Source organism: Kineococcus radiotolerans SRS30216 = ATCC BAA-149 (assembly GCF_000017305.1).
In the GTDB taxonomy this organism is placed as follows: Bacteria; Actinomycetota; Actinomycetes; order Actinomycetales; family Kineococcaceae; genus Kineococcus; species Kineococcus radiotolerans.
In genome coordinates this window covers 760,339-777,810 of sequence record NC_009664.2, presented here as the reverse complement: position 1 = coordinate 777,810, position 17,472 = coordinate 760,339, and the positions used below count along the sequence as shown (strand labels likewise).

Genomic DNA, 17,472 nt, shown 5'->3' with positions numbered 1-17,472 from the left:
GCCCGGACCAGACAGGAGAGAAGTGGCAAAGGTCCGGGTCTACGAGCTCGCCAAGGAGTTCGGAGTCGAGAGCAAGGTCGTCCTGGCCACGCTCAAGGAGATGGGCGAGTTCGTGCGTTCTGCGAGCTCCACCGTCGAACCGCCGGTCATCCGGCGGCTGAAGGACAAGTTCCCCACCGAGGGCGGCGCGGCGTCGCGTCCCGCCCCGGCGGTCAAGCCGGGTCCCCGCCTGCCCCAGGGCGCCCGTCCGGGTCCCGCACCCGCGGCGCGTCCGCAGGCACCGGCCCCGGCGCAGCCGGCGCCCCCGCAGCCGGCACCCGCCGCTGCGAGCACCCCCGCCCCGGCACCGGCCCCCGCGCCGCGCCCGGCGGAGCCGGCCGCGAACCCCGCGCCGGCCGCACCCCCGGCCTTCCAGGCTCCGGCACCCGCTCCGGCGGAGCGTCCGGCCGCCGCCCAGCGTCCCGCGGCCCCCGCGCCGCAGCGCCCGGCCCCGGCCGGCCGTCCCTCGACCCCGCCCGTCTCGGGCGGTCCCGGTCAGGGTCCCCGTCCCGGTGCGCGTCCCGGCGGCCCGGGTGCTCCCGGTGCCCGTCCCGGCGCTCCCGGCGCCGGTGGTCCTGGGGCGCGCCGTCCCGGCCCGGGCGACCGTCCCGAGCGCAGCGAGCGTCCCGACCGCGGTGACCGTCCCCAGGGCGACCGCCCCCGCAGCGACCGTCCCCAGGGCGAGCGTCAGCAGGGCGACCGCCCCCAGGGCGACCGTCCGGGTCGTCCCGGCGCGCCCGGTGGCGCTCCCCGTCCCGGGGCCGGTGCTCCGCGCCCGGGCAACAACCCGTTCGCGCCCAGCCAGGGGATGCCCCGTTCGCAGGGTGACCGCCCCGGTGGGGCTCCGCGCCCGGGCAACAACCCGTTCGCGTCCAACCAGGGCATGCCGCGTCCGCAGGGCGGGCCCCGTCCCACCCCGGCCGGTCCCGGTGGTCCCCGTCCGGGTGGCCCCCGTCCCAACCCCGGCATGATGCCGGCGCGCCCGACGGTCGGCCGTCCGGGTGCCGGTCCCGGCGCGGGTCGTCCCGGTGCTCCGGGCCGCGGTGGCCCCGGCGGTGCCCGCGGTGGCGCCGGCGGTGGCTTCGCCGGTCGTCCCGGTGGTCCCAGTGCCGGTGGTGGCGGCGGCGGTTTCGCCGGTCGTCCCGGTGGTGGCGGCGGTGGTCCCCGCGGCAACCGCGGCGGCACCCAGGGCGCGTTCGGTCGCGCCGGTGGCCGTCCGGTGCGGGGCCGCAAGTCCAAGCGCGCGAAGCGCCAGGAGTACGAAGCGATGCAGGCGCCCGCCGTCGGCGGCGTCTCGGTCCGCCACGGTGACGGGACCACGGTCCTGCGCATCCGTCGCGGCGCCTCGCTGAGCGACTTCGCCGAGCGCATCGACGCCGACCCCGCGGCGCTGGTCACGATCCTCTTCCACCTCGGTGAGATGGCGACCGCGACGCAGTCGCTGGACGAGGACACGTTCCAGCTGCTCGGCGGCGAGCTCGGCTACGTCATCGAGGTCGTGTCCCCGGAGGACGAGGAGCGCGAGCTGCTCGCCGGGTTCTCCATCGACCTCGACGCCGAGCTCGAGGCCGAGGGCGACGACGACCTGTCGGCGCGCCCGCCGGTCGTCACCGTCATGGGTCACGTCGACCACGGCAAGACGAAGCTGCTGGACGCCATCCGCTCCTCCGACGTCGTGGCGAAGGAGGCCGGTGGCATCACCCAGCACATCGGCGCCTACCAGGTCGTCAAGGAGCACGAGGGGATCGAACGCCCGATCACCTTCATCGACACCCCCGGTCACGAGGCCTTCACGGCCATGCGTGCCCGCGGGGCGAAGGTGACCGACATCGCGATCCTCGTGGTGGCGGCCGACGACGGCGTGATGCCCCAGACCATCGAGGCGCTCAACCACGCCCAGGCGGCCGACGTCCCGATCGTCGTCGCGGTCAACAAGGTCGACAAGGAAGGCGCGAACCCGGACAAGGTCCGGCAGCAGCTGACCGAGTACAACCTGGTGGCCGAGGAGTACGGCGGCGACACGATGTTCGTCGACGTCTCCGCGCGGCAGGGCACGGGCCTGGACAGCCTCCTCGAGGCCGTCCTGCTCACCGCCGACGCCTCGCTGGACCTGCGGGCCAACTCCGACAAGGACGCCCGCGGCATCGCGATCGAGGGCAACCTCGACAAGGGCCGCGGCCCCGTCGCCACCGTCCTGGTCCAGTCCGGGACGCTGCACGTCGGCGACGCGATCGTCGCGGGGACCGGCTACGGCCGCGTCCGCGCGATGCTCGACGAGAACGGCGACGCCGTGCAGGAGGCGACCCCGTCGCGTCCGGTGCAGGTCCTGGGCCTCACCTCGGTCCCCGGGGCCGGCGACACCTTCCTCGTCGCTCCCGACGACCGGACGGCGCGGCAGATCGCGGAGAAGCGCGAGGCGCAGGAGCGCAACGCGGCTCTGGCCAAGGCGCGCAAGCGCATCACGCTGGAGGACTTCACCAAGGCGCTGCAGCAGGGCAAGGTCGAGACCCTCAACCTCATCCTCAAGGGTGACGGGGCCGGCTCGGTCGAGGCCCTCGAGGACGCGCTGTTCAAGATCGACGTCGGCGACGAGGTCGAGCTGCGGGTGATCGACCGCGGTGTCGGTGCGGTGACGAAGAACAACGTCAACCTCGCCGTCGCCTCGAACGCGATCATCATCGGGTTCAACGTGCGCCCGGAGCAGCAGACCAAGGAGTACGCCGACCGCGAGGGCGTCGACATCCGCTTCTACTCGGTCATCTACGCGGCCATCGAGGACGTCGAGGCGTCCCTGAAGGGTCTGCTCAAGCCCGAGTTCGAAGAGGTCCAGCTCGGCACGGCGGAGGTCCGCGAGATCTTCCGCTCGTCGAAGTTCGGCAACATCGCGGGGACGCTGGTCCGCTCGGGTCTGATCCGACGCAACTCCAAGGCGCGCGTCCTGCGCCGGGGTGTCGTGCACGGGGACAACCTGACGATCGAGTCGCTGCGACGCTTCAAGGACGACGCCACCGAGGTCCGCGAGGGCTACGAGTGCGGCATCGGCCTGGGGTCGTACAACGACCTCCAAGTCGACGACGTCATCGAGACGTACGAGATGCAGGAGAAGCCGCGCGGCTGACGCCACGCGCTCGACCCGGTGGCCGGGCGGGACCCTCGTGGTCCCGCCCGGCCGCCACCCCCGAGAAGCCATGTTCACTGCAACGCTGACCGTCGACCTGCTGCTGGGCGACGTCCACTCCCTCAAGGGCAAGCGCAGCGTCGTGCGGCCGCTGGTCGCCGAGCTGCGCCGTTCCTTCGAGGTCGCCGCCGCGGAGACGGGGCACCTCGACCTGCACCGCCGGGCCGAGGTCGCCGTCGCCGTGGTGGCGCCGGACGCGGCCCGGTGCAGCGACGTCCTCGACCGGTGCGAGCGGCTGGTGGCCGCGCACCCCGAGTTCCAGATCCTCTCCGCCCGGCGGCAGTTCCTGTCGTCGGACGACTGACCCCACAGCCAGGAGTTCCCCGTGGCCGATCCCACCCGCGCCCGCAAGCTCGCCGACCGGATCAAGGTCATCGTGGCCGACGCGCTGGAGAAGCGCGTCAAGGACCCCCGCCTGGGGTTCGTGACCATCACCGACGCCCGCGTCACCAACGACCTGCAGCACGCGACGCTCTTCTACACCGTCTTCGGCAGCGACGAGGAGAAGCAGGGCACCGCGCTGGCCCTGGAGTCCGCCAAGGGCGTGCTGCGCTCCGAGGTCGGCAAGCGCACCGGCATCCGGTTGACGCCGACGCTGACCTTCACCCTGGACGAGGTCCCCGAGACCGCGACCCAGATCCAGGACCTGCTCAAGCAGGCCGCGGAGCAGGACGCCCGGGTCGCCGCGCTCGCCGCCGCGGCCCAGCCCGCCGGCGACCCGGACCCCTACAAGAAGCCCGTCGACCACACCGACGACTGGGACGAGGACGACGAGGACGACCGCGACGGCGACGACGCGGTGGACGCGCTGGACGCCGCGGCGGACGTCCCGCGCCTCTGATCGCCTGCGGCGCAGCGCCGCGCGTGGCACCCTGAGTCGTGGACCAGTCGCAGCTCCCCGACCTGGGTGTCTCCTCCGGCGCGGTGCCGGCGCCGTTCGCGGTGGTCCTGGTGCTCGTCGGCCTCTTCGGTCTGGCCGTGGTGGCCGGCGGGGTCCGGTCGGTCCTGCGCTCGCGCGGGCGGGCGCGCGACGCCGCCCGCCTGCGGGTCGAGGGGCGGCGGACCACGGGGGTCGTCGTCGACAGCCAGGCCCACAGCCGGCACGAGCGCCGGACGACGTTCGCCCCGGTCGTCCGCTTCGAGGCCGACGGGCGCGACGTGGTCGTCGTCGGCGACCAGCGGTGGAACCGCTCCTTCGTGCCGGGCCGCCCGGCCGAGGTGCTCTACGACCCCGCCACCCCCGACCGCGCGCACGTGCGGGCCGAGGGGGGCAGCGTCCTCGGCGACGGCGCCGGCGGTGTCCTCCTCACCGTCTGCGGGGTCGCCTTCCTCATGCTGGTGGGGGTGCTGGCCGCGCTGGTGCGCTCGGTCTTCTGACGCGGCGCGAGCGGCTCAGCGCGCGACGGGGACGGCCACCGCGTCGGCTCCCCGCCGAGGGGAGGGCACCCCGCCGGTGCGACCGGGGACGAGGAGCGCGAGCAGCGTGGCCAGGGCCACGGCTCCCGCGCCGACCCCCACGGCCGCGGGGGTGCCGGCGACGAAGCCCGCGGGGGTGAGGGAGCCCCCGGCGTCCTGGAACACCAGGGTCAGGACGGCGACGCCCAGGGCGAGGCCGATCTCGCGCAGCGTGGTGTTCGTGGAGCTGGCGGTGGCGTGGTCGGCGGCGTCGAGCCCGTGCAGGACGGCCGTGGCCGAGGGGGCGAAGACCAGCGCCGTCCCGAGGCCGGCCAGCACGAGGCCGGGCACGAGGTCGAGGTAGACGGTGTCCGCGTCGACGTGCGCGGCGATCCAGCCCAGCCCGGCGGTGGTCAGCGCCAGCCCCGTGACGAGCAGGGGTCGCGGCCCGATCCGCCCGGCGAGGACCCCGGCGACGGGGGCGACGAGCATGGGCAGCGCGGTCCAGGGCAGGGTCCGGATCCCCGCCTCCAGGGGCGTGTAGCCCATGGCGATCTGCAGCTCCTGGGTCAGCAGGAACACCGAGCCCATGGCCCCGAGCTGGAAGAGGAACATCACGGCGTTGGCGGCGCTGAAGCCGCGGGAGCGGAACAGCCGCAGCGGCAGCAGCGGGAACCGGGCGGTGGCCTGCCGGAGGAGGAAGGCCAGCAGGGCGAGGGCGCCCAGGCCCAGCGGGACGAGGACGGTGCCGGACCCCCAGCCGTGGGCGTCGGCGTGCACGACGGCCCAGACGATCCCGAGGACGGCCCCGGCGCCGAGCGCGCTACCGGCGAGGTCGAGGGGGACCCGGCGACCGTGCGACTCGGGCAGGGCCCGCAGGATCAGCGGCAGCGCGACCGCGGCGACGGGGACGTTGAGCCAGAAGATCCACTGCCAGCTCAGGCCGTCGACGACGGCTCCGCCGATGACGGGACCGAGCGCGACGCCGAGGCCGGTGACCCCGCCCCAGATCCCGATCGCCGCCGCCCGGCGTTCGGGGGCGACGGAGGAGGCGACCAGGGCCAGGGAGAGCGGGGTGATGGCGGCCGCGCCGACGCCCTGGACGGCGCGGGCGGCGATGAGGGCCTCCGGGCTGCCCGCCAGGGCCGCGGCGATCGAGGCGAGGGTGAAGACGACCAGTCCGAGCAGGAAGACCCTGCGCCGCCCCCAGCGGTCGCCCGCGGTGGCGGCGCCGAGCATGAGCGAGGCGAAGGTGAGGGTGAAGGCGTTGACGACCCACTGCAGCTGGTCGAGGGAGGCGCCCAGGTCGGTGTGCAGGACGGGCAGCGCCCCGGTCACGACGAGGTTGTCGAGGGTGGCCATGAACACGGGCAGCGAGGCCGCGACGATCGCGAGGGCGGGGTGCACCCGGCGGGGTGCGAGGTGGTCGGGCACGGGGGGACCTCCCAGAAGGCATCAGATGATTACTTCACGCTAGGCATCGACTGATACCTTGTCAACGTGAGGATGTCGAAGGAGGACCGGCGCGAGCAGATCCTCGACGCGGCGGCGCACGTCGTCGCCCGCGGCGGGCTCGCCGCCGCCAGCACCGACGAGATCGCCCGCCAGGCCGGGGTCTCCCAGCCCTACGTCGTGCGGACCTTCGGCGGGAAGCAGCCCCTCCTCGACGCCCTCTTCCAGCGCATCGCCGACCGCATCGTCGCCGCGTTCGAGGACGCCCCCCGCGAGGGCGACGCCGCGGAGTGCCTGGGGCGGGCCTACCTGGAGCTCGTCGAGGACCGCGACGTCCTGCTCGTCCTCATGCACGGGTTCACCGCGAGCTCCGAACCGGGCACCGGGGCCGCCGTCCGCGGGTGCATGGACGCCGTGTACCGGATCGCCCGCGAGCGGTTCGGCGACGACGAGCTCGCCGCGGTCTTCGTGGCACAGGGCATGCTGATCAACGTGATGCTCGCGATGGACGCCTGGAACCACCCCGACCTGCCCGACCTCACCGCCCTGGCGACGACGATCGCCTCGGCCGCGCAGCTCAGCGCGAAGGGGCGGGGGAGGTGACCGCACGGGGAGGTGAGCGGACCGGCGTGGGCGACGGCATCCTCGTCGTCGACAAGCCCAGCGGCTGGACCAGCCACGACGTCGTCGGCCGCTGCCGGCGGCTGCTGGGCACCCGCCGCGTCGGGCACGCCGGCACCCTCGACCCCGCGGCGACCGGGGTCCTCGTGCTCGGGGCCAACCGGGGGACGAAGTTCCTCACCCACCTCGTCGCCCACGACAAGGCCTACGCCGCCACGATCCGGCTGGGGCTGGCCACGGTCACCGACGACGCCGAGGGCGAACCGCTCGGCGCCCCCGCCGACGCCTCGGCCCTCGCCCCCGACGCCGTCGCCGCCGCGGTCTCGGCGCTGACCGGGGACCTCCAGCAGGTGCCCAGCTCGGTCAGCGCCATCAAGGTCGACGGCCAGCGCAGCTACGCGCGGGTCCGCGGCGGCCAGGAGGTCGACCTGCCCGCCCGACCGGTGACGGTCTCCCGCTTCGACGTGCTCCAGCGCCGCGCGGAGGGCGGGTTCCTCGACCTCGACGTCGTCGTCGAGGTGTCCAGCGGCACCTACGTGCGGGCGCTGGCCCGCGACCTCGGCGCCGCCCTGGGGGTGGGCGGGCACCTCACGGCGCTGCGGCGCACCCGCTCGGGCCCGTTCGGCATCGAGGAGGCGCGCACCCTGGAACAGGTCGAGCAGGACCCGGTCGTGCAGCCGCTGGCCCTGGTGGCCCGCCGGCTGTTCCCGGCCCGCGAGCTCACCGTGGCGGAAGTCGCCACCGTCTCCCACGGCGGCTTCCTCCGGGCGGGGGAGCACCCGGGCCCGGTCGGCGCCTTCGCCCCCGACGGCACCCTGGTCGCCCTGCTCGGCGACACCGCCCGCGGGGCCAAGCCGCTGCTCGTCCTCGCCGCCGCCGGCTGACCGCGGGCTCCCTCAGGACCCCGCGCCCACGCGCTCCGGGGGGCGCGCCCGGGCCACCCGGGGCCGGCCGGTGAAGGCGACCGCGACGGGCGTGCGGCTCAGCAGCTCCACCAGCGCCGCCGACCCCAGCGTGGTGCAGACCCAGGCGATCACCACCGCGAGGGCCACGGGCAGCCCCGACGCCCCGTGGGCGAGCCCGAGGAGGTCCAGCGTGCCCGTCAGGACCAGCGGGTGGGCGAGGTACACCCCGAAGGAGATCCGCGCGGCCTCCCCGACGGTGGTGGCCACCGGGCCCGGGCGCCGCCGCCGCGCGTGGTGCAGCCCGAGCGCGAGGAGCCCCAGGCAGGCCGCCGGGCCCCACAGCACGAACACCGGTTGCAGGGGCTCGGCGGCCACCAGCGGGTCCACCCCCACCGCCACCTGCACCGCGTAGACGCCCAGGTCCAGCAGCAGGGCCGCGCCGACGACGAGCGCCACCGCCCGCGGGCGCGCCCGGACCCACGCGGTCACCCGGTCGTAGCGGTAGGCGGCGACCGCCCCGAGCAGCAGGTAGAACTGGTAGGTCAGCAGCAGCTGGTTGGGCGAGGTCCACAGGTTCTGCGCCCAGCCCCCCGGGGCCGGGACGTGGCGCAGCAGGACGAACCAGACCACCTGCAGGGCGGCGCTGACCACCAGCACCGCGAGGTGGTGCTCCCGGGTCCGGCGCACGAACCACAGCAGCAGCGGCAGGACCAGGTACACCTGCATCGAGATCTGCAGGAAGTACAGGTGGTAGCGGGCCGTGCCGTGCACCAGGTCCGAGAGCAGGTTCCCCAGGGACTGCCCGCTCCAGGGGGACGCCCCGCTCAGCCGCGTCGCCCAGTACACGACCGTCCACACGGCGTAGGGCAGGCCGACCAGCGCGAACCGCTTCCGCCAGAAGCGCAGGGTGGCGGTGTTGGCGCGCAGGTCCTTGCCGAGGCCGGTGAGCACCAGCACGAAGCCGGTGACGACGAAGAACGTCTCCCGGCCGAAGTGCAGCAGCTGCAGGACCGCGCCGGTGCCGACCTCGGCCTCGGCCACCGAGCCCAGGGAGTGCAGGGCGATGACGGCCGTGAACGTCGCCAGCCGCACGACGTCGATCTCGTGCAGGTGGCGGCGAGGTGGCCGGGCGGTGGACGGGGCGGGTGCTCCCGGTGGCGTGGTGTCCATCGGGGCTCATCCTGCCGTCGCGCCCACCCGCCCGGCGGCGGGAGGGCGCCCGCCCACCCGCCGCGGCCCGCGACCGCGACGGGCCTCGGGCCCCGGCGGGTCGGGGCCGGTCAGGAACCGGACTTCAGCGCCGCCAACCGGGCCTCGACGTCGAGGTCGTCGGCGGCGTCGTCCAGCGAGGCGAACTGCGCGTCGAGGGAGTCCGCCTGCAGCTCCGCCTGCCCGGCGACCCGGGCCTCCTCGCGGCGCACCCGCTCCTCGAAGCGGGCCAGCTCCGAGGTCGGGTCGAGGACGTTGATCGACCCGATCGCCGACTGCACCTGGGCCTGCGCCTGCGCGGCGGCGGCGCGCGCGACGAGCTGGTCGCGCTTGGTCCGCAGCTCGACGAGCCGCTCCTTCATCGCGGTCAGGCCGCTCTTGAGCTTGGCGACGACCTCGGTCTGCGCCGCGATCTGCGGTGCGGCCGCGCTGACCTCCTGCTCGAAGGAGATCTGGCGCTTGAGGGCCAGCTTGGCGAGCTCGTCGAAGCGGTCGGCCTCGGCGGTCTGCCCCGCCGCGCGCAGCGCGTCGGCCTTGGCCGAGGCCGCCGCCGCCTTGCGGCCCCACTCGCCCACCGCGGCCACGTCGTCGTCGCGGTCGGCCTCGGCCAGGCGCAGGTTGCCGATGGTCTGCGCGATGGCCGCCTCGGCCTCGGCGATGTTGCCCGTGTAGTCGCGGACCATCTGGTCGAGCATCTTCTGCGGGTCCTCGGCCGCGTCGATCAGCGCGTTGACGTTGGCGCGGGCCAACTGCGCGATGCGTCCGAGGACCGTCTGCTTCTCCGCCACCGTGTTCCTCCACCTGGGTCCGCTGTCCTGCTGATCCTGCCGCACCCGCGGCGCCCGGCCGCGCCGCGGGGCCGGGGTCCGCGCGTCAGTGGTCGAGGCCGTCCCAGAGGGAGGAGTGCTCGCGCACCGGACGGGCCTGGGGCAGCTTCGTCCCGATGACCTGGTCGATGACGTCGCGTGCGATGGCCCGCGCCGTGAGCCCGGCGTCCTGCAGGACCTCCGCGCGCGAGGCGTGCTCCAGGAAGCGGTCGGGCAGCCCGAGCTCGGTGACCCCGGTGTCGACGTCGGCCGCGCGCAGGTCCTGGCGCAGCCGGGTGCCGATGCCCCCCACCCGCACCCCGTCCTCGATGGTGACGACCAGCCGGTGCTCGCGGGAGAGCTCCACCAGCGACGGCGCGATGGGCACGACCCAGCGCGGGTCGACCACGGTGGTGCCGATGCCCTGGGACTCCAGCAGCGCCGCGGCCTCCAGGGCCGTCCCGGCCATGGCCCCCACGGCGACGAGCAGGACGTCGCGGGAGCCGCCGGCGGCCTCGCGCAGGACGTCCACCCCGTCGGGGCGGCGCTCCACGGCGGGGATCGCCGGCCCCACGGACCCCCGGGGCCAGCGCAGCACGGTGGGGGCGTCGTCGACCGCGACGGCCTCGGCGAGCTCCTCGCGCAGGGTCGCGGCGTCGCGGGGCGCGGCGATGCGGATGCCGGGGACGACCTGGAGGAGGGCCAGGTCCCACATGCCGTGGTGGCTGGGCCCGTCGGGGCCGGTGACCCCGGCGCGGTCGAGCACGAACGTCACCCCGGCCCGGTGCAGGGCCACGTCCATGAGCACCTGGTCGAAGGCGCGGTTGACGAACGTCGCGTAGACGGCCACGACGGGGTGCAGGCCGGCGTAGGCGAGACCGGCCGCGCTGGTCACCGCGTGCTGCTCGGCGATGCCCACGTCGTAGACCCGGTCGGGGTGGCGCTGCTGGAACAGGTGCAGCCCCGTGGGCCGCAGCATCGCCGCGGTGATGGCGACGAGCTTGGGGTCCCGGTCGCCGAGGTCGGCGATCTCCTCGGCGAACACCGAGGTCCACCCCTGCCCCGCGGCGGTGTCCAGGGACTCCCCGGTGGTGGGGTCGATCCGGCCCACGGCGTGGAACTGGTCGGCCTGGTCGCGCAGGGCCGGCTCGAAGCCGTGGCCCTTCTCGGTGATGGCGTGGACGATGACGGGGGTCCCGTAGTCCCGGGCCTGCCGCAGCGCCTCCTCCAGCGCCTGCTGGTCGTGCCCGTCGACGGGGCCGACGTACTTGATGTCGAGGTTGGAGTAGAGCGCCTCGTTGCCGGTGAACCGGGCCAGGAACCCCCGGGTCCCCCCGCGCAGCCCGCGGTAGACCGCGCGCCCCGGGGCCCCGAAGCGGTCGGCCACGGCCTGGCTCTTCTCGTGCAGCGTGCGGTACTCGCGGCGGGTGCGCACGGAGCTGAGGAACCGGGCCATCCCGCCGATCGTGGCCTCGTAGGAGCGCCCGTTGTCGTTGACGACGATGACCAGCCGGCGGTCGTTGTCGTGGGACATGTTGTTGAGGGCCTCCCACGTCATGCCCCCGGTCAGCGCGCCGTCGCCGACGACGGCCACGACGGTGCGGTGGGCCTGCCCGTTGAGCTGGAACCCGCGGGAGATGCCGTCGGCCCAGGACAGCGACGACGAGGCGTGGGAGGACTCGACGATGTCGTGCTCGGACTCGCTGCGCTGGGGGTAGCCGGCCAGACCGCCCCGTTCGCGCAGGTGGGAGAAGTCCTGACGGCCGGTGACCAGCTTGTGCACGTAGGACTGGTGACCGGTGTCGAAGACGATGGGGTCCTTGGGGGAGTCGAAGACCCGGTGCAGGGCCAGCGTCAGCTCCACGACCCCGAGGTTGGGGCCCAGGTGCCCCCCCGTCTTGGCGACCTCGGCGACGAGGAAGCGGCGGATCTCGGCGGCGAGCTCCACCGTCTGGGCGGGGGAGAGGCGCTTGAGGTCCTGGGGGGACCGGATGGATTCGAGCAGGGTCACCAGTCGTCCTCTCGCGGCGCGGGGCGCCAGCTTAGGCCGTCTCCGGGCGGGCAGCCCTTCAGAACCGCCCGCCGGCCCCCCGGCGCCCGCCGGAGGGACGGCCCGACCCGCCCGGGGAGCGCCGCCCCCCTCCGGACGGGCGCCCGCCGTAACCGCCCCGGCCGGGCCCGCCGAACCCGCCGCCGAACCCGCCGCTGAACCCTCCGCCACCGAACCCGCCGAACCCGCCGCGCGACCGCTGCGGTCCGCCGCCCAGCAGGATCCCGCCCAGCACCGCACCCAGGTCCCCCGAGGGGCCCGCGGCACCGCTTGACCAGGAGCTCACGTCGGCGTGCGCGCGGGAGCTCGCCCGCTCGGCCAGCGCATCGGCCTGGCGGGCGTGCTCGAGCGCGGCGGCCGGGTCCGCGCCGGCGAGGGCCACCGCCCGCTCGAGGTGGCGCTGGGCCTCGCCGAGGTGGGTGCGCGCCTGCGGGCCCACCGCCCCGCGGCGGGCCGAGACGAAGTCGTCGGCCGCGGCGACCTCCGCGCGGGCCGCGACCAGCGCCTGCTCCAGCGCCGCCTCGGCCGACCGGCGCGCGCCCGCCGCCGCCTCGACGGCCCCCCGCGCGTCGTCCAGGGCCCGTTCCGCCTCGACCAGCCGGTGCAGGGCGCCCAGCGGGTCGCTCCCGGCCTGCGCAGCGCTCGCCTCGGCCACGGCCAGCGCCGCGGCGGCCGCCGAGGCGAACCCCGCCGTCGACACCCCCGTCGGCGCCTCCACGGGGGTCCGCGCGTCCGCCCGCAGCCGGGCGAGCGCGACGGGCACCTCCTGCACCGCCCGCCGCAGGTCCTCCTCGGTGCGCCCCACCCCGGCCAGCAGCTGCTCCGCCTGCGCCGTCGCCGCCTCCGCGACCCGCACGGCGTCGACGACCTCGCCGGAGCGGCTGGCGTCGGCCAGGGCCGCCCGGGCGCGCGCGCAGGCGTCCTCGGCCACCCCGAGGCGGTCCCGGGCCTGCGCCACCGCGTCCGCCACCGAGGCCAGCGCGGGCTCGCCGAACTCCCCGGCCAGCCGGGACAGCTGCTCCCGCGCGGGCTCCACCCGCGCCCGCAGCGCGGGCAGGCGCGCCTCCAGCGCGTCCAGCACCCCGGGGGCGCGCCCGACGAGGTCGCGCAGCGCGTCGACCGCCTCCGACGCCTCCGCCAGGGTGGCCCCCGTCGACCGGCACGAGGCGATCACCTCGGCGAGCACTCGGCGGCGCTGCTCCTCGGTCTCGGGCACCTCGTCCTCCAGCGACTGGCGCGCCGTGAACGCCTGCGTCAGCGCCGCCCGGGCCCGCTCCAGCACCCCGGAGAACTCCGCGGTGGCCGCGGTGCCGAACTCCGCCGCGGCGAACTGCAGCTCCTGCGCGGCTGAGCGCACGGCGTCGTCGGCCTGGACGAGCAGCGTGTCCGCCTGCGTGCGCAGCGCCTCGGTCGGGGTGCCCGCGAACTCCGGGGTGGGCCCGGTGGCCTCCGGCCGCGAGCGGTGCCGCCGCACCAGCGCGACGAGCGCGATGACGACGAACCCCGCCAGCGCCAGGCCCCCCACGGCCCACCACAACCCCGCCGACGACCCGGACGCCGCGGACGACGCCCCGGACGTGCCGGTCAGCTCCTCGTCGAGGGACTCCGCCCCCGCGACCGCCGCCCCCGCCCAGTCGTCGTCGGCGAGCTCGGCCTCGGTGTCGCGGGCGACCTCCTGGACCTGGCCATCGTCCAGGCGGAAGCCCTCGTCGACGGAGTAGGCGTAGGCCCGGTCGCCCGTCGCGACCGCGAGGAGCACGTCGTCGGCGCCGAGGCCGGAGGTGACCGCGGTCCGGTCCGCCCAGGTCTGCCCGTCGGACCCGTCGAAGGAGTCCACGTAGACGACCCACAGCTGCACCCCGGTGCCCGAGCGCAGCGCCGCCGCGGCGTCGGTGACGCGCTGCTCCTGCCCCGCCAGGGCCCCCACCTGGTCGGTGACCTGCTCGGCCAGCCGGAACGGCGGCACGGCGCTCGCCGCGGGGGCGAGGCCGACCAGCGCTCCGGCCAGGACGAGGGCGGCGAGGGCGGGGGGACGGGGTCGCAGCACCGGGGCAGTCTGTCGCACCGGTGCCGGGGCTCAGAAGAGCGTGTAACCGCCGTCGGTGACCACGACCGCGCCCGTGGAGAAGCTCGACGCGTCGGAGGCCAGGTAGACGACCGTGGCGGCGATCTCCTCGGGGGAGGAGTAGCGCTGCATGGGGGCGTCCTCGATCCACATCCGGCGGAACTCCGGCCGGTCCACGGGCGCCATCTCGGTCTTGACGTACCCCGGGGCGATCGCGTTGACCCGGATCCCCAGCGGGGCCCACTCCGCGGCCAGCGACTTCGTCAGCTGGTGCACCGCGGCCTTGGAGGCGTTGTACACCGGCTGCATCTGGGGGCGGTTGACGATCTGGGCGCTGATGGACCCCACGTTGACGATCGACCCGCCGCCGTGCTCGGCCATCCACGCCGCGGTGACGACGCTGGGCAGCCAGACCCCCTTGAGGTTGGTGGTGATGACGTCGTCGTACTCCTCGTCGGTCACCTCCAGCGCGGGGCGGTGCACGCAGGTCCCGGCGTTGTTGACGAGCACGTCGAAGCGGCCGAGCTCGGCGGTGACGCGGGCCACGGCGGCCTCCACCTCCGGCCGGGAGGTGACGTCCAGGCGCAGGCCCAGGGTCCGGCGCCCGGTCGAGGCGGCGATCTCCGCCGCCGCCGCCACCGACGCGGCCTCGTCGCGGGCGGCGACGACGACGTCGGCGCCGGCCTCGGCCAGGGCCTGGGCGAAACCGCGCCCCAGCCCCTTGTAGCCGCCGGTGACGAGGGCGACCTTGCCCTGCAGGGAGAACTTGTCCAGCACGCTCACGGGTCTGCTCCTCAGTCCTGGGACGGGTTCACGACGACGACGGCCTTCATGCTCAGCGGGTCGGAGTCCGCGTTCAGCGCGTCCTCCACCTGCTCCAGCGGGTACCGGGCCGTCACCATGTCGTCGAGGTGGACGGCGCCGGAGGTGGTCAGCGCGATGCCCCGGGGCCAGGTGTCGACGTAGCGGAACACCCCGGTGACGTTGATCTCGCGGGTGGCGATGAGCTGCACCGGCAGCGGCATCTCCTCCGCGCCCAGCCCCACGAGGACGACGGTCCCGCCGCCGCGGGTGCTGCGGATGCCGGAGACCACCGCCGGGGTCGCCCCCGAGCAGTCGATGAACGCGTCGGCGCGGATCTCCGCGATCTCGGCGGCGTCGGCCACCGGGTGCAGCGAGCGGCTCGCCCCGAAGGAGGTGATGCGCTCGCGGCGGGAGTCGACGAAGTCGGTGACGACGACGTCGGTGACCCCGCGGGCGCGGACGGCCTGCGCGCACATCGCCCCGATCGGGCCGGCGCCGGCGATGAGGACCTGGTCCCCGGGGCCGACGTCGGCCTTGTGCGCGGCCCACAGGCCGACGCTCAGCGGTTCCAGCAGCGCCGCGGACTCGTCGGACAGGCTGTCCGGCACCGTGAACGCCTGGTCCGCGGGCGCGGTCACGTAGTCGCAGAACGTCCCGTCGAAGGGCGGGGTCGCGTAGAACTCCATGAACGGGCACAGGTTCGACCGCCCGGTCTTGCACTGCCGGCACTGCCGGCAGGGCACCTGCGGGTCGAGCGCGACGCGGTCGCCCACGCGGTCCTCGCTCACCCCGCGCCCGACGCCGACGACGGTGCCGGACACCTCGTGGCCCAGGACGATGGGGGCGGTGACGACCATGTCGCCGATCCGTCCGTGCTTGTAGTAGTGCACGTCCGACCCGCACACGCCGACCGAGCCGACCCGGACCAGCACCTCCCCGTCACCGGGCGTCGGCACCGGCCGTTCCTGCATCTCGATCACCCCCTGCTCCAGCAGGACGCTGGCCCGCATGCTCGTGGGGATCGGACCCTGGGCGGTGGTGGTCATCTGCGACTCTCCTAGCTGCCGTGGCGGCGGGTGTTCGGGTGCTGCGGGGACAAGGGTGCCCGCCCGGGCCCGGGCCGGGCGGGGGAGGGTCAGCGGACGGTGTACCCGCCGTCGACGACCAGGTCGTGCCCGTTGACCATGGCCGCCCCGGGACCGGTGAGGAACACGACGGCCGCGGCCACCTCCTCCGGTTCGGCGAACCGGCCGACCGGGATCTGCGCCCGCAGCGCCTCCCCGGCCGGGTTCTCCCAGTTCGGCCGGGCCAGCGGGGTGAGCACGACGGTGGGGGAGACGGTGTTCACCGTGATCCCCAGCGGTCCCCACTCCAGGGCGAGGGTGCGGGTCATCCCCAGCAGCCCCGCCTTGGACGCCGCGTAGGCCACGTGGCCCGCCAGCCCGACGGTGGCGGCCTGGGAGGCGATGGTCACGATCCGCCCGCCGCCGTGGGCGGCGAGGTGGCGGGCCACGGTCTGCGCGACCACGAACGCCCCGGTCAGGTTGACCGCGACGGTGCGTTCCCACCCGGCCAGGTCGATCTCCAGCGCCGGGGCGATGGTGGCCACCCCGGCGCAGTTCACCAGGACGTCGAGCCGCCCGGCGCGAGCCACGACCTCGTCGACCGCCGCCCGCACCTGGGCGGGGTCGGTCGTGTCCGCGCCGACCTGCAGCTCGCCCAGCGACGTCTCGGTGCGGTCGAGGACCGCGACCCGGGTGCCCTCGGCCTCGAGGGCGGCGACGACGGCCGCACCGATGCCGCCGGCGCCCCCGGTCACCAGGGCGACGCGCGGCGGGGTCACGCCCCGGTGATCCCCTCGGCCGCGATGTCGCCGGTGGCGAGGTTCTCCTCGGTCATCTCCGGCAGCTGCTCCAGGAACGCGGCCCGGTCGGTGACGACGTGCTGGATGGCGATGTCGACGTTCTCCTTGGTGATCTTGGGCATCTTGTAGACCGGCTCGGTGTTCACGTCCTCGCCGTTGGCGATGGCCGCCGCCACCGCCAGGCCCGCGGAGAGCTCCACGGTGCCGTTCTGCAGCATCGTCCCGATGAACTCACCGCTCTTGACGGCGTTGAGGCCGTCCTCGATGCCGTCGATGCCGACCACGGGGAGGGTGACGCCGGACTCCTTGAGCGCCTGCAGCGCGCCGAGGCCCATGTCGTCGTTCTCGGCCACGACCCCGGTGATCCGGGCCCCGAACGCGGAGATCCAGTTCTTGACCTTGTTGACGGCCTCGTCGCGCTTCCAGTTCGCGGTGTCCTTGGCCAGCACCTCGATGTCGGGGTACTTGGCCAGGACGTTCTCGATGCCCTTGGTGCGGTTGAGCTCCCCGGACTGCCCCAGCGGGCCCTGCAGCACCACGATGCCGCCCTTGCCCCCGATGGCGTCGGCCATCATCTGCATCTGCGCCTCGCCGGCCGCGACGTCGTCGGGCTGGACGTTGCCGGCGATGTCGGTGGAGTTCAGCTCGGCGTTGACGGCCAGCAGCGGGATCCCCGCGGCCTTGGCCGAGGCGACCTGCGGCTGCAGGGAGTCCGCCTGCACGGGGACGACGATGATGGCGTCGACCCCGGCGTTGACGTACTGGTCGACCTGGCTGGCCTGGGTGTTGACGTCGAGGTTCGCGGAGTTCCAGAGCAGCTCGATGCCCTTCGCCTCCGCGTAGGCGTCCATCCCCTCCTTGCCGGCGGTGATGAACGAGCTCATGTCGTAGACGCTGACGCCGACGCGCAGCTTCTTCGGGCCCTCGGACGAGCCGCTGCCGCCGGAGTCGGCGTTGGGGTCCCCGGCGCCGCAGGCGGACAGGGCCAGGGACAGGGCGCCGACGCCGAAGGCGCCGCTGAACAGGGTCCGGCGGGACAGCGGGGTGGGGGTGGACGGCGACACGGTGGTCTCCTTCGATCGAG

At 75.1% G+C, this 17,472-nt stretch carries 15 protein-coding genes; 6 read left to right on the top strand and 9 right to left on the bottom strand.

Annotated features, from left to right (window positions below):
- Nucleotides 1-22: 22 nt before the first annotated feature.
- The 4 genes from infB (at nt 23) to KRAD_RS03825 (ending at nt 4,594) form a co-directional block, all read left to right on the top strand.
- On the top strand, nt 23-3,157 hold the full coding sequence (infB, locus tag KRAD_RS27800) for a translation initiation factor IF-2 (protein WP_011981930.1): 3,135 nt from the start codon (nt 23-25) through the stop codon (nt 3,155-3,157).
- A 70-nt stretch (nt 3,158-3,227) separates the two neighbouring features.
- Entirely contained in the window at nt 3,228-3,521 is a 294-nt protein-coding gene (locus tag KRAD_RS03835) for a DUF503 domain-containing protein (protein WP_041291888.1), read from the top strand.
- Between the two features lie 21 nt (nt 3,522-3,542).
- Nucleotides 3,543-4,058 carry a 30S ribosome-binding factor RbfA gene (gene rbfA, locus KRAD_RS03830; RefSeq protein WP_011981928.1) on the top strand — a complete coding sequence of 172 codons (516 nt, stop codon included), beginning with the start codon at nt 3,543-3,545 and terminating at the stop codon, nt 4,056-4,058.
- Nucleotides 4,059-4,096: 38 nt separating this feature from the next.
- On the top strand, nt 4,097-4,594 hold the full coding sequence (locus KRAD_RS03825) for a DUF3592 domain-containing protein (RefSeq protein WP_011981927.1): 498 nt from the start codon (nt 4,097-4,099) through the stop codon (nt 4,592-4,594).
- A gap of 15 nt (nt 4,595-4,609) precedes the next feature.
- On the opposite strand, the gene KRAD_RS03820 is transcribed toward KRAD_RS03825, so the two are convergent.
- Nucleotides 4,610-6,046, bottom strand: a complete 1,437-nt coding sequence (locus KRAD_RS03820) for a DHA2 family efflux MFS transporter permease subunit (protein WP_011981926.1) — start codon at nt 6,044-6,046, stop codon at nt 4,610-4,612.
- A gap of 72 nt (nt 6,047-6,118) precedes the next feature.
- Here KRAD_RS03820 and KRAD_RS03815 point away from each other — a divergent pair, with 72 nt between their 5' ends.
- Both KRAD_RS03815 and truB read left to right on the top strand, forming a co-directional pair.
- Nucleotides 6,119-6,667 carry a TetR/AcrR family transcriptional regulator gene (locus KRAD_RS03815; RefSeq protein ID WP_011981925.1) on the top strand — a complete coding sequence of 183 codons (549 nt, stop codon included), beginning with the start codon at nt 6,119-6,121 and terminating at the stop codon, nt 6,665-6,667.
- On the top strand, nt 6,664-7,569 hold the full coding sequence (gene truB, locus KRAD_RS03810; protein ID WP_011981924.1) for a tRNA pseudouridine(55) synthase TruB: 906 nt from the start codon (nt 6,664-6,666) through the stop codon (nt 7,567-7,569). The genes KRAD_RS03815 and truB overlap by 4 nt, the downstream gene beginning before the upstream one ends.
- 12 nt (nt 7,570-7,581) lie before the next feature.
- On the opposite strand, the gene KRAD_RS03805 is transcribed toward truB, so the two are convergent.
- The 8 genes from KRAD_RS03805 to KRAD_RS03770 all read right to left on the bottom strand — a co-directional run bounded on the left by KRAD_RS03805 (nt 7,582) and on the right by KRAD_RS03770 (nt 17,428).
- Nucleotides 7,582-8,760 (bottom strand): acyltransferase, encoded by a 1,179-nt coding sequence (locus KRAD_RS03805; RefSeq protein WP_011981923.1) that lies wholly within the window; start codon nt 8,758-8,760, stop codon nt 7,582-7,584.
- 110 nt (nt 8,761-8,870) lie between these two features.
- The gene (locus tag KRAD_RS03800) at nt 8,871-9,587 is read right to left on the bottom strand and encodes a PspA/IM30 family protein (RefSeq protein WP_011981922.1); all 717 of its coding nucleotides are present in this window, start codon (nt 9,585-9,587) and stop codon (nt 8,871-8,873) included.
- An 85-nt stretch (nt 9,588-9,672) separates the two neighbouring features.
- Entirely contained in the window at nt 9,673-11,616 is a 1,944-nt protein-coding gene (gene dxs / locus KRAD_RS03795) for a 1-deoxy-D-xylulose-5-phosphate synthase (protein WP_011981921.1), read from the bottom strand.
- A 58-nt stretch (nt 11,617-11,674) separates the two neighbouring features.
- A complete protein-coding gene (locus KRAD_RS03790) occupies nt 11,675-13,702 on the bottom strand; it encodes a TPM domain-containing protein (RefSeq protein ID WP_049821062.1) in 2,028 nt (675 codons plus the stop codon).
- A gap of 30 nt (nt 13,703-13,732) precedes the next feature.
- The gene (locus KRAD_RS03785; RefSeq protein WP_011981919.1) at nt 13,733-14,503 is read right to left on the bottom strand and encodes an SDR family NAD(P)-dependent oxidoreductase; all 771 of its coding nucleotides are present in this window, start codon (nt 14,501-14,503) and stop codon (nt 13,733-13,735) included.
- Nucleotides 14,504-14,514: 11 nt separating this feature from the next.
- Nucleotides 14,515-15,570 (bottom strand): NAD(P)-dependent alcohol dehydrogenase, encoded by a 1,056-nt coding sequence (locus KRAD_RS03780; RefSeq protein WP_011981918.1) that lies wholly within the window; start codon nt 15,568-15,570, stop codon nt 14,515-14,517.
- An 89-nt stretch (nt 15,571-15,659) separates the two neighbouring features.
- A complete protein-coding gene (locus tag KRAD_RS03775; RefSeq protein ID WP_011981917.1) occupies nt 15,660-16,367 on the bottom strand; it encodes a GolD/DthD family dehydrogenase in 708 nt (235 codons plus the stop codon).
- Nucleotides 16,364-17,428 carry a substrate-binding domain-containing protein gene (locus KRAD_RS03770; RefSeq protein ID WP_049821405.1) on the bottom strand — a complete coding sequence of 355 codons (1,065 nt, stop codon included), beginning with the start codon at nt 17,426-17,428 and terminating at the stop codon, nt 16,364-16,366. The genes KRAD_RS03775 and KRAD_RS03770 overlap by 4 nt, the downstream gene beginning before the upstream one ends.
- Nucleotides 17,429-17,472 lie beyond the last annotated feature (44 nt).